This is a genomic window from Microbacterium sp., from assembly GCF_041641055.1.
Lineage (GTDB): Bacteria > Actinomycetota > Actinomycetes > Actinomycetales > Microbacteriaceae > Microbacterium.
In genome coordinates, this window is the sequence record NZ_JBEPZB010000006.1 from 69632 (window position 1) to 84236 (window position 14605).

General features: G+C 69.1%; 14 protein-coding genes. 4 read left to right on the forward strand and 10 right to left on the reverse strand.

Translation table 11 applies throughout. The features are described 5' to 3' along the window. Window positions 1–32: 32 nt before the first annotated feature. Window positions 33–851 (reverse strand): ammonia-dependent NAD(+) synthetase, encoded by an 819-nt coding sequence (gene nadE, locus ACESK8_RS05760; RefSeq protein WP_372967692.1) that lies wholly within the window; start codon window positions 849–851, stop codon window positions 33–35. A gap of 112 nt (window positions 852–963) precedes the next feature. On the opposite strand from nadE, the gene ACESK8_RS05765 reads away from it, so the two are divergent. Next, window positions 964–1521 carry a nucleoside phosphorylase gene (locus ACESK8_RS05765; RefSeq protein ID WP_372967693.1) on the forward strand — a complete coding sequence of 186 codons (558 nt, stop codon included), beginning with the start codon at window positions 964–966 and terminating at the stop codon, window positions 1519–1521. 45 nt (window positions 1522–1566) lie between these two features. On the opposite strand, the gene ACESK8_RS05770 is transcribed toward ACESK8_RS05765, so the two are convergent. From ACESK8_RS05770 to ACESK8_RS05790, 5 genes are all read right to left on the reverse strand, one after another. Continuing rightward, complete coding sequence (locus ACESK8_RS05770; RefSeq protein ID WP_372967694.1) at window positions 1567–4566, reverse strand: AAA family ATPase; 3000 nt, start codon at window positions 4564–4566, stop codon at window positions 1567–1569. Window positions 4567–4615: 49 nt separating this feature from the next. Further along, on the reverse strand, window positions 4616–5770 hold the full coding sequence (locus tag ACESK8_RS05775; protein WP_372967695.1) for an exonuclease SbcCD subunit D: 1155 nt from the start codon (window positions 5768–5770) through the stop codon (window positions 4616–4618). Window positions 5771–5901: 131 nt separating this feature from the next. Next, the gene (locus tag ACESK8_RS05780; protein WP_372967696.1) at window positions 5902–7344 is read right to left on the reverse strand and encodes an MFS transporter; all 1443 of its coding nucleotides are present in this window, start codon (window positions 7342–7344) and stop codon (window positions 5902–5904) included. Window positions 7345–7668: 324 nt separating this feature from the next. Next, window positions 7669–8136: a DIP1984 family protein gene (locus ACESK8_RS05785; RefSeq protein ID WP_372967697.1), complete on the reverse strand. Its 468-nt coding sequence runs from the start codon at window positions 8134–8136 to the stop codon at window positions 7669–7671. A gap of 53 nt (window positions 8137–8189) precedes the next feature. Continuing rightward, window positions 8190–8498: a GNAT family N-acetyltransferase gene (locus ACESK8_RS05790; RefSeq protein ID WP_372967698.1), complete on the reverse strand. Its 309-nt coding sequence runs from the start codon at window positions 8496–8498 to the stop codon at window positions 8190–8192. Window positions 8499–8825: 327 nt separating this feature from the next. Between ACESK8_RS05790 and ACESK8_RS05795 the strand changes: the two genes are divergently transcribed. From ACESK8_RS05795 to ACESK8_RS05805, 3 genes are read left to right on the forward strand one after another with little or no spacing between them, the layout of a single operon-like run. Continuing rightward, complete coding sequence (locus ACESK8_RS05795; protein WP_372967699.1) at window positions 8826–9527, forward strand: winged helix-turn-helix domain-containing protein; 702 nt, start codon at window positions 8826–8828, stop codon at window positions 9525–9527. A gap of 34 nt (window positions 9528–9561) precedes the next feature. After that, the gene (locus tag ACESK8_RS05800; protein WP_372967700.1) at window positions 9562–10524 is read left to right on the forward strand and encodes a DNA-3-methyladenine glycosylase; all 963 of its coding nucleotides are present in this window, start codon (window positions 9562–9564) and stop codon (window positions 10522–10524) included. A 38-nt stretch (window positions 10525–10562) separates the two neighbouring features. Continuing rightward, a complete protein-coding gene (locus ACESK8_RS05805) occupies window positions 10563–10760 on the forward strand; it encodes a hypothetical protein (protein ID WP_060927556.1) in 198 nt (65 codons plus the stop codon). Window positions 10761–10773: 13 nt separating this feature from the next. On the opposite strand, the gene ACESK8_RS05810 is transcribed toward ACESK8_RS05805, so the two are convergent. The 4 genes from ACESK8_RS05810 to ACESK8_RS05825 are packed head-to-tail and all read right to left on the reverse strand — an operon-like array spanning window position 10774 to window position 14577. Then, on the reverse strand, window positions 10774–11529 hold the full coding sequence (locus ACESK8_RS05810; protein ID WP_372967701.1) for an ABC transporter ATP-binding protein: 756 nt from the start codon (window positions 11527–11529) through the stop codon (window positions 10774–10776). After that, the gene (locus tag ACESK8_RS05815; RefSeq protein ID WP_372967702.1) at window positions 11526–12551 is read right to left on the reverse strand and encodes an iron chelate uptake ABC transporter family permease subunit; all 1026 of its coding nucleotides are present in this window, start codon (window positions 12549–12551) and stop codon (window positions 11526–11528) included. The genes ACESK8_RS05810 and ACESK8_RS05815 overlap by 4 nt, the downstream gene beginning before the upstream one ends. Then, entirely contained in the window at window positions 12544–13533 is a 990-nt protein-coding gene (locus tag ACESK8_RS05820) for an iron chelate uptake ABC transporter family permease subunit (protein ID WP_372967703.1), read from the reverse strand. Before ACESK8_RS05820 ends, ACESK8_RS05815 begins: the two co-directional genes overlap by 8 nt. Window positions 13534–13584: 51 nt before the next feature. Next, on the reverse strand, window positions 13585–14577 hold the full coding sequence (locus tag ACESK8_RS05825) for a siderophore ABC transporter substrate-binding protein (protein ID WP_372967704.1): 993 nt from the start codon (window positions 14575–14577) through the stop codon (window positions 13585–13587). Window positions 14578–14605 lie beyond the last annotated feature (28 nt).

Below are 14605 nucleotides of genomic sequence, written 5' to 3' on the forward strand. Positions count from 1 at the left end.
GGCGTCCGACACGGGATCACGAGGGGTGCGGCTCAGCGCCACCATCCATCGTCCGGCGTGACCGGAAGGTGCCTCTTGTGCTGGGTGGCGAGGTACCGCGATTCGATGCGTCCGGCGACCTCGGGGTCGACCGGTCGCCCCTCCAGGAAGTCGTCGATCTGCTCGTAGGTGAGTCCGAGCTCGTCCTCGTCGGCGCGGCCGGGCTGGCCGTCGAGAAGATCCGCGGTGGGGACCTTGTAGGCGAGCTGGTCCGGCGCCCCGAGCAGCAGCAGCAGAGACCGCCCCTGCCGCTTCGTGAGCCCCGAGAGCGGGAGGATGTCTGCGGCGCCGTCGCCGAACTTCGTGTAGAACCCCGTGACCGCCTCCGCCGCATGATCGGTGCCGATCACGAGCAATCCGTCGTGACCAGCCAGCGCGTACTGGGTGACCATACGCACGCGCGCCTTGATGTTGCCGCGGTTGAAGTCGGTGATGTCGCTGGTGACGGCGAACTCGATGTCCTCCTCGACGCCGTCGACCCCGTTCTGGATGTTCACCTCGACGGACGAATCCGGTCCGATGAACTGCAGCGCCGCCTCGGCATCCGCCGCATCCTTCTGCACGCGGTAGGGCAATCGCACCGCCAGGAAGCTGGCCTCGCCGCCTTCGGCCCGCACGCGTTCGACCGCGAGCTGCGCGAGACGTCCGGCGAGGGTCGAGTCCTGGCCGCCGGAGATCCCCAGCACGAAGCCCTTGGCACCGGTGGTCCGCAGGTAGTCGGCCAGGAACGACACCCGTCGCTCCACCTCCGCCTCCGGGTCGATCTCGGCCTTCACGCCGAGCGCTTCAGCGATCTGCTGCTGCAGGGTCATGTGTTCCTCCGGTCTCGCTGACGTCAGTATCCTCCCCCAGTGTTACATCGGGATGACGCCGGACGCATGCACTTGACTTCGCGGCCGTCCCTGCACCTGGCAGGATGGCGGAGTGAAACTTCTCGTCGCGGCCATGGCCTCCGAACTCCAGGCGTTCCCGGAGGATCTCGAGGGATTCGACCAGCTCGTCACCGGCGAGGGCAAGATGCAGGCGGTGTTCGCCCTCACTCGCGCGCTCGACGCCCGCGAGTACTCCGAGGTCGTGGTCGTCGGGACGGCAGGCGGTATCGACCCCGAGCTCGACGCGACCGTGCACGAGATCGGCAGCGCGCTGCAGCACGACGTCTTCGACCTCGAGGGTGTCGCCGGGCAGCACGTCTCGCTTCCCGCCCGGGTGTCCACGGGTCGCGAGGGCGTGCTGATCGCGACCGGTGACAGCTTCGTCGGGGACGCGGGGATCACCTCGGTCATCCGGCCCTCCGGCGCGGGACTGGTCGACATGGAGACTTACGCGTACATCTGGGTCGCCCAGCAGTTCGGAGTGCCGATCCGCGCGTTCCGTGCGATCTCCGATCGTGCGGAGGATGGTGCGCTCCTCGACTTCCGCGAGGCGATCGCGCGGTGCAGCGTGCAGCTGCGCGAGGTCATCCGCCGGGAGTACGGCGTCTGAGAATCGGCCCCTCCGACACACGTGATCGGCGAGGAGCCCCGACGCTCACCGGGCTTCGATGACGCTGGGCCCGTTCGGAGTCGCTCGCACCGCGAGCTGGGCGGGGATCTGCTCCTGCATGGCCTCGACGTGGCTGATCACCCCGACCGTCCTGCCGCCCTGGCGGAGTTCGTCGAGAGTGCGCATCGCGACGTCGAGCGTGTCGCCGTCGAGTGAACCGAACCCCTCGTCGATGAAAAGCGTGTCGAGGCGGATGCCTCCGGCGCGGGCCGTGACCACCTCTGCGAGCCCGAGAGCGAGGGCGAGGGAGCTGAGGAACGTCTCTCCTCCCGACAGCGACTGCGCCGGTCGTGTCTGTCCTGTGAACGCATCGAACACGACGATGCCGAGACCCGATGCGGCGCCGCGCGCCGCGAGTGCATCGGAGTGCCGCAGCTGGTAGCGCCCGGCCGACATGTCGCCGAGCCGGCGGTTCGCCGCATCGACGATCTCCTCCAGCTCGGCAGCGAGGACGAAGGTCTCCAGCGTCATCTTGCGGGTGTTCGCGCCTCGACCGGAGATGGCATCGGCGAGGCCGCGCAGGATCTCGAAGTCGACCGCCTCCGCCGCGGTGCGCTCGTGCTCCGCGGCGGCGGAGTCGATGAGCGCGGTGATCTGCTCGGCCACCGCGACTGCACGACCGGCCTCGTCACCCGCTGCGCTCCAGAGCTGCCGCGCGAGTCGCGACTGCTCCTCAGCCGGAGCGAGGTCGATGGGCTCCTCCGGGAGCGTGCGCAGTTCGAGATCGAGGAGGATCGCGCGTTCCTTCTCGCGCTGCACGGAGTGCTCGGTGATCCGCGCTTCGAGCGCGGTCCGAGCGGCGTCGGTGCGCAACGCCGCCTGGGCGGCGTCGGCATCGTCGAAGCCGGAGGATTCGATCGCCGCCGCCAGCTCATCCGCCGTCGTACGAGCGGCCTCGTGGCGGCGTTCCTGCTCCGCGACCGCCTCGGCGAGGGCGAGCGCCGACTCGACCTCGTTCGCTGCCGCGGCCACCCGCTCCGCCACCGAGCCGTATGACCCCCTTGCCTCGGCGATGGCCGTGTCGGCATCCGCCCTGCGCTGCGTCAGGACGGCGTGGGTCTCGCGAGCCGACGTCAACGCGGAGAGGTCTCGCTCGTGGTCCCGGTCGAGTTCGCGGAGGCGGTCGAGCACCGCATCGCGCTGACGTTCGAGTTCGGCGACACGCGTGGAGGCTGCGGTGCTGGTCCTGTGCTCCTCCGCCGCTCCGGCGAGCTCGTCTTCTGCCGTGTCGACGTCGCGTCCGTCCGCCCTGGTCACCGCCGCCGCCAGCTGCGCACGAAGTGTCGAGACGACCTCCGACGCTTCGCGCTCCAGGGCGGCCGCCCGGTCTCGATCGGCTTCCACCGCGTCGACGTCGTCGGCGGAGACAGGGTCGGAGTGGACCGCGGGAGCGGGATGCTCCCGCGCACCGCACACGGGGCAGGGATCGTCATCGCGGAGGGTCGTCGCCAGTTCGCCCGCGAACCCGTCGAGCCGACGCTGGCGAAGACGCGCGAGCGCCGTCTGCATGCTCGCCAGAGCGCTGCTGGCTTCGGCCAGAACCTGCTCGGCCTCCGCCCGATCGGCCGTCAGACGTTCGACCTCGCCTGCTGCCGCACGCCGTGCGCGCGCGACCTCGAGTGCGGCGAGCAGATCAGGGGCTCTGTCGGCCATCCGCCTGGCCTCGTCACGCTCGCGGGTGAGTTCGTCCAGCCGTCCGGGAAGCGCCGCGCGCTCGGTCTCTGCGGACTCGATGCGCGCAGCCGCGACCGCCACGGCCTCGGCCGCCGCGGCGAGTTCACGCTCGAGGGCAGGGGCCATCCGCTCGAGTTCGGCCGCCCGTTGCCACGCGCCGGTCTGACGGGTGCGTTCCGCAGCCCATGAGGCGAGGTCGTCGGTGTCGATGCCGTGAACGTCCCAGGCAGCGCGTGCGCGATCCGTGGTCTGACGCGCCGCGTCGAAAGCAGTGGCTGCCCTGGTCGCTGCCGCGATGGGCGACCGCAGCGCCTCTGCCGCTCTCGCGTCGTGCAGCTCGGCGCGAGCCTCCGCGATCCGCGGCTCCTCGGCGTCGAGGCGGTCGAGCGCCGCCCTGGCGCGGTTGCGCTCCGCCTGCGCACGCTGCTCGTCGCGCAGAGCAGCCAGTGCCTCATCGGCGTCAGCGGACCGCTTCTCGGCCTCGACGCGCTCGGCCGCTCGACGCTCGGCGCGATAGTCCGCGCGCGCCTTCGCACGGCGCAGCTCCTCCAGTCGTTCCTCGGTCGTCGCAGTGATCCGCGGCTGTGTGTCGGACTGCACCTCTGCACCGACCGCATCCACGGCGTCGCCCGCCAACTCGGCATTCGCGACCACCCGCTCGCCTTCGTCGAGGCGGGCGGTGACGGTGGCGAGTCTCGCCCCCAACTCCGCCTCGGCGGCTTTGCGACGTTCTTCGAAGCGAGCCTGGACGTCTTCGAACCGCTCCGTGCCGAAGAGCCGCCGCAGCAGCGCCTGCCGCTCTCTGCTGCCGGCCAGCAGGAACTCCGAGAAGCGGTTCTGGGCGAGCAGGATCACCTGGAGGAACTGCTCACGACTCAGCTGCAGGATGTCGTCGAGCTCGAAGGCGGCCTCACGCTCTCGGGCGGCGAGACCGATCCACTCCCCGCCCACGAGGACGTCGAGCTGTACCCCCGCTGCCTGCACGGTCGTGCCACCGCCGCGCTTCTTGGGCCGTTCGTACTCCGGCGACCGGGTCACCCGATAGCGACCGGCGGGAGTGCTGAACTCGACCACGACCTGCGTGACGTCGTCCGGCTGGCAGTGGTCGCTGCGCAGCCGCTTCTCTCCGCCTTCGTAGCGGGGTACGCCGCCGTAGAGCGCGAAGCACACCGCGTCGAGGATGCTGGACTTGCCGGCTCCCGTCTTCCCCGCGATCAGGAAGATGCCGTCATCGGCGAACGAATCGAAGTCGACGATCTGCCTGTCGCGGAACGGGCCGAACCCCTCGACCTCCAGGCGGTGCAACTTCATCGGTGAGTCTTCTTCCCGGTCGGTATCTCGACGCTCGTGACGAGAGCAGTCAGATCAGAGCGTCGGCACGCACGCGGTCGTCGAGGACCTCGCGGATCAGCTCGCCCTCGCGCTCGGTGGCACCGTGACCGGAACGCACATGCTCGAGGAACGCCTCGATCCGCTCGGGATCGGTCGCCGCTCCGCGCAGCCTGTCGACATAGGACCGCTCGATCGACTCCGCCCTCTCGGTCGGCTCGTGCTGCACCATCGCGCAATGCGGGTATCGCTCACGGAGTCGTCGCATCGGCTCCGTCTGCGCCAGCGCATCGGTGTAGATCGCGCAGACCCAGTCGTCGGCGTGGGCTGTGACGTTCTCGGGCGCCAGGATTTCATCGAGCGTGCCGGTCAGAGTGACGAGGCGGCGCGGCACGGGGAGGTCGAGCCAGTCGACACGCACCAGGCCGGTCGCATCGAGGTCGACGAGCCAGGACCCGCGTGGCTTGTGCTGTTCGCCGAAGCTGTAATGCAGCGGAGCACCCGAGTAACGCACCCGGTCGCTGATCTGCTGGCGACCGTGGATGTGGCCCAGGGCGACATAGTCGGGTCCGTCGAACACCGACAGCGGCACGACGTCGAGCCCGCCCTGGCGCACCTCGCGCTCGAGGCCGATCGTGGCGTCGACACCGGCGGAGAAGCAGTGCGCGATCGCGACCGAGCGGCCGGTGTGCTCCTGCATCCCCGCGCGGACGAGATCCATCGCGTGCGCGAGGGTCTGGGCCTGAGTGCGGAGGTCGACGCCCTCCCAGTGCTGCCGCACGATTGCCGGCTCGAGATACGGGATGCCGTAGAAGTGCACCGGCCCGTCGGCATCGGCCAGGGTGATCGGCGTCCCGATGCCGAGCGGATCGGTCAGGACGTGGATGCCGTCGCGCAGGAGCCGGGCCTGGAATCCCAGTCGTGCGGCCGAGTCGTGGTTGCCACTGGTGACGATCACCGTGGCCCCCGTCTCGTGCAGCGCGAGCAGCGCGTCTCCGAGAAGCGTGTAGGCGGCGCCGGCCGGAGCGGCGGAGTCGAAGACGTCTCCGGCGATGATGACGACGTCGACGGAGTGTTCCCGCACCTGCACCGTGAGCGCCGCCAGCACCTCGGCCAGCGCATCCATGGTCGAGTTGCCATGGAAGGTGCGGCCGATGTGCCAGTCGGAGGTGTGCAGGATTCGCATACTCACACGGTACGAACCCCCACCGACATTCGGTCCGAGGCGTGCCGTGGCGCCCGTTCTCGGCCCCCGGATCCCGGGCGCCCGGCGGTCAGCCGGACGCCCGGGCACGACGGTCCGCGCGTCGAACCGGCTCAGTGCGCGCCGACGGCGATACGGCCGGTGGGCATCAGCTCCTCCTTCGACCCGCGGACCATCGCCGCCGCGATGACCGAGGCGCACACCATCAGGATCGACGCGACGATGAAGGTCCACCCGTAGGCGTCGGTCAGCTGGGTCGGCGTGAGTTCGGTCTGCGCATGCCCGCCGACGGAGGCCGCGTACACCGCCGTGAACACGGACAGCCCGATCGACCCGCCGATCTGCATCGCCGAGTTCGCGACGGCCGAGGCGACACCGGCGTCGTGCGACGCCACCCCGCTCAGCGCGAGGTTCTGCAGCGGGATGAAGACGAAGCCCATGCCGACGCCGAGCAGCACCAATGCGGGCGCGATCTGCACGAAGTACGCGCCGTCCGGACTGATGCCTGCCAAGACGAACAGACCGACAGCGGCGATCAGCGGTCCCACCACGAGCAGCGGACGCGGTCCGATGACGGTGAGCAGCTTCGTCGCCAGTGGCGCGATGATCATGGTCGCGATCGGCAGGGGGAGGGTCGCGACGCCGGCCTGGAGCGCGCCCATGCCGAGGACGAACTGCAGGTGGAAGGTCAGGTAGAGAGTGGCGCCGATCATGATCGCGCCGGCGACGCCCTGGATCAGGAAGGCACCGCCCCGCACACGATCTGCCACCACTCGCAGCGGGAGCAGCGGCTGGGAGACCCGGCTCTCCACCCAGACGAAGAGGCCGAGGAGCACCACGCCGAGAGCGAGGAAGGCGATCGTCAGCGGATCACCCCAGCCGTTCTCCGCGAGGCTGAAGCCGTAGACCAGCGAGCCGAGCCCCAGCGTCACGGTGATCGCACCCCAGACGTCGTACCGGTTGTCGCCCTCCGCCTTGCTCTCGGTCAGGAAGAGCGCGCCTCCCACGAGGCCCGCAGCGACGAAGAAGAGGTTGACCAGAAGGCACCAGCGCCAGTCGGTGAACTCGGTGAGGAATCCGCCGAGCAGCAGCCCGACGGCGGCCCCGGTTCCCGCGACCGTGCCGAAGACGGCGAATGCCGTGTTGCGGTCGCGGCCGGAGGGGAAGGTCACCGTGAGCAGCGCGAGCGCGGCAGGAGCCAGCAGTGCTGCGAAGACTCCCTGCAGGCCGCGGGCCAGGACGAGCTCCCAGCCGGTCTGCGCGAGACCGCCGAACAGCGAGGCGGCGCCGAAGCCGACCATGCCGATCATGAAGGTGCGCTTGCGTCCGACGTAGTCGGCGATGCGGCCGCCGAGCAGCAGCAGCGCCCCGAAAGCGAGGGCGTAGGCGGTGACGACCCACTGCCGCTGTCCGTCGCTCAGACCGAGCGAGGCCTGGGCGCGCGGGAGCGCGATGCTGACGATGGTGCCGTCGAGGACGACGATCAGCTGGGTGAGAGAGATGACGACGAGCGCCCACCACCGGGTCTGGGGGCGGGCGCGCAGGGACGATGACATGGAAGAACCTCCGGTGTCGGGGACGATGCCGGAGGTTTCGAGCCTCGGACCAGCGCGCCTGGGGCGCCTGACCACCTCAGCCGACGGGGCTGAGCAGAGCTCCATATTACCGCAGCTGCAACTGTGCGTTCCCGAGCGGAAGGTCCCCTGACCCACCCTCGTCGCGACGATCGGCACGTGGTGATGAGCGATGCGCGATGCGCGATCACACGTGCGGTGTGCGGGGCTGCGCGATGCGTTCCGGGCTGCCCTCCACCCCACGGTGCCGGATTGCCCCTCCGGCAGGGGTTGTGCCCGCCTCGTCGTGACTACCGACTTCCGCTCTCACTCCTCCAGGTCGTGGAGCCAGTTCGCCTGCTGGATCCGATTGTCGAGCTCACGCAGCTGCTGCGCGACGGCGTCGGCGCGGGTGCGCACCTCGGCGACGGGAAGCGCCGCGATCTGGCGCAGTTCCGACCGCATCTGCCGAAGGTACTGCTCGTTGGCTCCGGATGCGGCGGCAGCGGCATCCGTCAGAAGCGAGTGCTGGAGCCGGAGGACATCCCGCGCCGCGAGCGCATCCGTCATCGTGCCGTCGCTGCCGAGATCGAGCCGTGAGTTCGTGGCGTTGATCCGGCGGATCAGGTCGCGCAGCTGCACGAGCACGGCATCCGCCTCGACGAGCAGCGCGGAGGCGTCCTCTGCGGGCTCCTCCCCCTCCTGATATCTGGCGTTCGCCGTGATGCGGGCGCGGAGCTGCTCGATGCGCCGCTGCAGGTCTGCACGGGCCGTGAGTGCTTCTGCGAGTCTCATGCGTTCATCCTGTCAGCGCGCCGCCGCGTAACACAGCGTCACACGGGTCCGGATCATCGCGAACGCAGCAGGGAGGCGTGCTCGGGGTGCGCCTCGAACCAGTCTGCGACGTACCAGCACACGGCATCGACCTTGCGATCGCCGCGCGCCTCGATCTCGGCCACCGCACCCTCGACGACGACCGCGGCATAGCCGTGGCCGCGGAAAGTCGGGATCGTGAAGGCTCGCGTGAGGGCGATCGTGTGTCCGTCGTCGCGGTAGTCCAGAACGCTCACGAGCTGTCCGTCGCGGGTCAGCGCGTAGCGGGACGCGTCCTTCTCATCAGTGAGGATGTAGCCGGCGGCAAGGGTCGAAGTGGTCACCTCTGCCACGTTACGCCCCGCTCGCGTGCCGACGGCCGTTTTGACACGCCCGGACTTCTTCGGACATAATCCCCCCATGACTACCAACGCAAGCCCTTTGTCCGCCCAGGAGGCGAACAGGACTGCCGGGATGATGATGCCCGGTCGCGTTGGCATGTGTTGCCGAATGTGTCGCTGAACGAACAGCCACTCCGTCTGACCTGATTCCCGCGATCTGCGAGGACTGGTCACCGAGCACCCACCCCTGCTCGCCCTCCCGGCTCGCCCGGTCATTCATGCAACGCATCAGAGCCTCTCTCCGGCTCACGTCCTGAGGACTTCATCATCATGTCGAACACCGCACTTCTCGAGCGTCCCGTCGCCACCGCCGTCCGTCCCGTCTCGTCGCAGCAGACCGGTGCACCGCTGGATGCCGATCTGCCCGCCGTCCGCTCACCCCGCGGCTTCGCCCTCTACGTCGGTCTCGACGAGATCAAGGCGGCCGAGGCCGGGGTCAGCCTCCCCCTTCTCGTCGACGCGCTGCGCCGCACTCTGGCCGAGCTCGCCCCGGGTGCCGAGACGCACGCGACGGTGGCCCTCGCCCCGCACGGCTCCGGCGGTCGCGACCTCGACGTCGTCCGCCTCGCGCTGCATGAGCCCGGTGCGATCGCCCGCACCAAGGCTGCCGCCGAGGAGGAGACCACGGACGAGGAGGGTGGCGTCGTCGTCGACATCTCGCGCAAGCGTGTGCTGATCGACGGGGAGTCCGCGTCCTTCACGTACAAGGAGTTCGAGCTCCTGCAGTACCTCGTGCTGCGCGAGGGACGCACCATCGAGCGCAGCGAACTCGTCTCCGCCCTGTGGCAGGCGCAGGATGACGAGACCCCCGGCGAGCGCACGATCGACGTGCACGTCCGCCGCCTGCGCGCGAAGCTCGGCCGCTACGAGGACATCGTGCGCACCGTGCGCGGCATCGGGTACCGGTTCGACCGCCACGCCGACGTCGTGATCCGGTACGGCCACGGCACCCCCTCGCCCGACCGCTTCTGATCGCGATGTCAGGCCCGCCACGTATGGTGGGCGCATGACGATGACCGCGGATGCCGGAGCCGCCGACGCGCCTTCGGCGGAGGCACCTCTCCAGACGGTCTATCGCCCCTCGGCACCGGTCGACCTTCGCCGCACGGTCGGCATGCTGCGACGCGGACCAGGGGACCCGACCATGGTCATCGACGGGCCCGTGATCTGGCGCGCCCTACGCACCCCTCTCGGCCCCGCTACCCTCGCGCTGCGCGCCGGCGGCGGCGGCGAGATCAGGGCCACAGCCTGGGGCGCCGGAGCCGAGCACGCGCTCGACAGTGTCCCCAGCCTCTGCGGAGCAGACGACGATCCCACGGGATTCGACCCCTCACGCCATCCACTGATCGCGGAGGTCGCTCGCCGCTCCCCCGGTCTGCGGCTGGCCCGCACGGGCGTGGTGTTCGACGCTCTCGCGTGCGCCATCCTCGAGCAGAAGGTCACCGGTCTCGAGGCGTTCCGCGCCTGGCGGATGCTCGTCACGAAGTTCGGCGAGCGCGCGCCCGGTCCGACTCCGAGACCGATGTACGCCGCACCCGCGGCGCCGCAGTGGCGGCGTATCCCCTCCTGGGATTGGCATCGCGTCGCCGTGCAGCCACCGCAGTCGAAGACCATCGTGCGGGTGGCGGAGCGTGCGGACAGCATCAGCCGCGCCCTCCTGAACGCTCCCACCGGCGAGGAGCGCGACCGTGCGCTCACGAGCTTCCCTGGCGTCGGTGTCTGGACCTCCGCCGAGACCCGCATCCGTGCGCTCGGCGACCCCGATGCGGTGAGCGTCGGCGACTACCACCTCGCTCACGAGGTCGGTCATGCGCTGACCGGGCACCGCACCGACGACGACGGGATGCTCGAGCTGCTCGCGCCGTGGGCGGGGCATCGTCAGCGGGTCATCCGTCTCATCTTCGCCAGTGGGGTGAGCGAGCCGCGGCGCGGCCCTCGCCTCTCCCCGGAAGACCATCGCGGGCGCTGACCGGCGCCGCGGTCCCGCACGGCGTTTAGGCTGAGGCCATGTCCCGCACCGCGCTCCGCCTCTCCGTCACCGCAGGGCTCCTCATCCTCGGAGTCGTGATCGGTCTGATCTTCGAGAACGTCTGGCTCGGCATCCTGCTCGCCGCGATCGTGTGGCTCGGTTGGTTCATCGGCTACGAATCGCGCCGCGGGCGCAACGCCGGCGTCAACGACGAGGATCACGGCATCGAGCTCTGAGCTCGCGCTCTCGTCAGTAGTACACGGCCAGCGGCCCGTGCGGTCCCTCGATCACCTGCACCGGGGTGTCGAAGACCCGGGTCAGCACATCGCTCGTCATGATCGCCGACGGCGGCCCGAACTCCACGACCCCACCGTCCTTCATCGCACAGATGTGGTCGGCATAGCGGCCTGCGAAGTTGACGTCGTGCAGCACGATGACGATGGTTCGCCCCAGCTCCGTCGAGGCTCGACGGAGGTGCTTCATCATCTGCACCGCGTGCTTCATGTCGAGGTTGTTCAGCGGCTCGTCCAGCAGCACGAACTCCGTGTCCTGCGCCAACACCATCGCGACGTAGGCGCGTTGCCGCTGACCGCCCGAGAGCTCGTCGAGGTATCTCCCCTCCAGCGCGCCGAGGTCGAGGAAGTCGATCGATCTGCTGATGATCTGCTCATCCGCAGGGGTCAGCCTGCCCTGGGAATGCGGGAAGCGTCCGAAGCCGACGAGCTGGCGCACGGTCAGTCGGGTGACGAAGTGATTCTCCTGGCGGAGCACGGAGACGATCTTGGCGAGGTCGCGCGACTTCGTCGTCGCCACGTCGTAGCCGGCGATCTCGATCGCCCCGGCGTCCATCCCGCCGAGCCGTCCGATCATCGTCAGCAGCGTCGACTTTCCCGCACCGTTCGGGCCGATCAGCGCGGTGATCCCCCCTGCGGGGATGCGGAGGTCCACGGGGCCGATCGCGACGTCGTCGCTGTAGTCTCGGCGCACGCCGTCGAGTGTGATCACAGCCTGCCCTTTCTGAGGATGACGATGAGGAAGACGGTCCCACCGACCAGTTCGATGAGGATCGACACCATGCCCTGGGCGTAGAAGATGTTGCGCATCACGAAGTAGGCACCGGCGAGGATGGTGAATGCCGTCAGCACGGCCACGGGGAAGATCAGCCGATGATCGTGCGAATCCGCGAACTGGTAGGCCAGAGTCGCGACGAGGAATCCCAGGAAGGTCATGGGCCCGACCAGTGCGGTCGACGTCGCCATGAGTACGGCGACCAGGAACAGCACGATGTAGAGCTCGCGCCGGTGGTCGAGGCCGAGCGAGCGCGACGCGTCGGCTCCGAGGGCCAGGAGATTCAGCCGTCGCGCGCGCAGCCACAGGAGCGCGGATGCAGCGACGCACAGCGGGATCGCGAGCGGCAGGTAGGAGGCGTCCGCGTTGGAGACGTTGCCGAACAGGCGGGCGGCGAGCACATCGAACTCGCTGGGGGTCAGCATGCGCTGCATGAACGTCGAGACGGCACCGAGGCCCCCGCCGATGATGATCCCGATGAGGAGCATGATCTGGAGGTTGCCGTAGCGCCCCGACAGCAGCCAGCCGTACAGCGCCATCGCGAGGCCGACCATGATGAGCACCTGCAGGCCGAACTGCCACACCCCCTGGATGGCGACGAGTCCGGCGATGCCGAAGAGGTAGACGGTGCCCGTCTGCACGACCCGGTAGAGCGATTCGAAGCCCATGATCGACGGGGTGATGATGCGATTGGTCGTGACCGTCTGGAAGCTCACGGTCGCGACGGCCTGGGCCACGGCCACCACCGCCATCACGGTCACGTTGGTCATCCGGAGCTTCGCGATCCGCCAGAATCCGGCGGATCCCACGGGCATGGGGTTCTCCCAGGCGAGCAGGGCGAAGCCGAAGACCAGGGCGAGGACCACGAGGATGCTCACCACTATCGCGTAACGACGGCGCGCGTGGGCGGTGGGGAAGGAGCCGGAGGTGCGCGCCTCCGCCGCGATCAGGTCAGCCACGACGGCGCTGCCTGAGCAGGAGGACGATGAACACGATCGCGCCGACGACACCGAGGATCAGCGACACCGGAACCTCGAAGGGCATGATGATCGTCCGTCCGATGATGTCGCAGACCGTGACGATGGCGATACCCAGCAGGCACACCCACGGCAGGTTGCTGCGCAGATCGTCGCCGCGCACCAGCGACACGATGTTCGGGACGATCAGGCCGAGGAAAGGCAGGTTCCCGACGACGACGGTGACCACACCGGTGGCGACCGCGATCAGCACCGTCCCGAGCAGGATCACCCGGTCGTAGTTCACGCCGACGGTCGTCGCGATCTCCTCCCCCAGCCCGGCGATCGTGAGGCGGTCGGCCACGATGAAGACGACGACTCCGACGACCGCCACGATCCAGAGCATCTCGTACTGTCCACGGAGCACCGATGTGAAGCTGCCGGCGAACCAGACACCGATCGCCTGCAGGGAGTCGGTGACGAGAGCGAAGTAGGTCGAGACGGATCCGACGACGGCGCCGAGCATGATCCCGACGATCGGGACGATGAGTGACGAGCGCAGCGACACGCGACGCAGGAACCCGAAGAAGACCAGCGTGCCGATGAATGCTGCGACGATCGCCCCGAGCATCCGGAGCGGGATCGACGGGTTCGGGACGAGCACCATCACCGTCAGCAGGCCGAGGCCTGCCCACTCGGTCGTGCCGGTGGTCGTGGGTTCGACGAAGCGGTTCTGGGTGAGGAGCTGCATCACCAGTCCCGCCATCGCCATGGCCGCTCCCGCGAGGACGAGGGCGATCGTTCGCGGGACGCGGGTGATCTGGAACATCGCCGCCCCGTCCGCAGCTCCCGCGATGTCATAGACACCGGTGAACAGGGACACGGCGAGGAGCGCGACGACGACGAGGACGCCGATGAGCAGCCTCATGTCGAAGAGCCGTCCGTCGAAGCGGCGCGGCACGGTGGAAGGTGAGGTGCGGGTCATGATCGAACGCCGGGCGGTGGCACCCGCAGACTGCGGGGGCCACCGCACGCCTTATCCCTGAGCGGCCTCGAGCGCGTCGGCGAGGTCGTTGAGGAACGTCGTGTACGTCTGGATGCTCTCGTTCAGGTACGTGTCGGTGGGCATATAGACGATCTGGTCGTCCGCCACGGCCGTGACGCCGGCAAGCGCCTCAGAGTCTTCGAGGATCTCGGACGCCTGGACGTAGTCGGGGGTCTCGGCGGCGAACACGGCATCGCGGTCCAGCACGAGGAGCCAGTCGGGGTTCGACGCGGCGATCGCCTCGACCGAGATGTCGTCGCCCTGGTGGTCGTCGGAGGCGTCATCGACCTCGAGCGCCGGGGTCAGACCGAGGATGTCGTAGATCGGTCCCAGCGAGCGCCCCACGGTCGGTGCCAGATACCCGATCTCGCCGCCGGACGTGTTGACCGCCATCACGGTGTCGGCATCGTCGTAGGCGGACTTCGCGCGCTCGACCGCTGCGTCGAAGTCGTCCACCAGAGACTGAGCCTCCTCCTGCTTGCCGAAGATCTCGCCGAGGACGGTCACCTGGCGCTTCAGCTCCGCGTCGAACGGCTCGCCCTCGCGAGGCTCCAGATCGATGATCGTGGCATCGGGCACGAGATCGGCGATGGCCTCGTTGTGCTGGGTGAATCGCTGGCCGCTGATGATCAGGTCGGGCTCGACGGCGACGATGGCCTCGAGATCGGGTTCGCTGTGCAGACCGATGTCGACGATGTCGTCGTCGTCGAGGTACGACACGGTGTCCGGCATGAGCGCCACCGCGCCGGCCGAGAGGTCGACGCCCCAGTCGGAGAGCGTCTGGAAGGTGCGGTTGTCGAGAGCGACCACCGAGGCGGGAGGGGTCTCGATCTTGTGGGAGCCGGTGTTGTCCTCGACGGTCACGGAATCTGTGGCAGCGGCCTCGGACGGCTGCGCCGCCTCACTGCCGGACGCGCATCCGGCGAGGGTGAGAAGGCCGACGAGACCGACGCTCGTGGCCGAGAGGATTCTGGGCATGGACATGGAGAGACTCCTGTTCTGCGGGATGGAA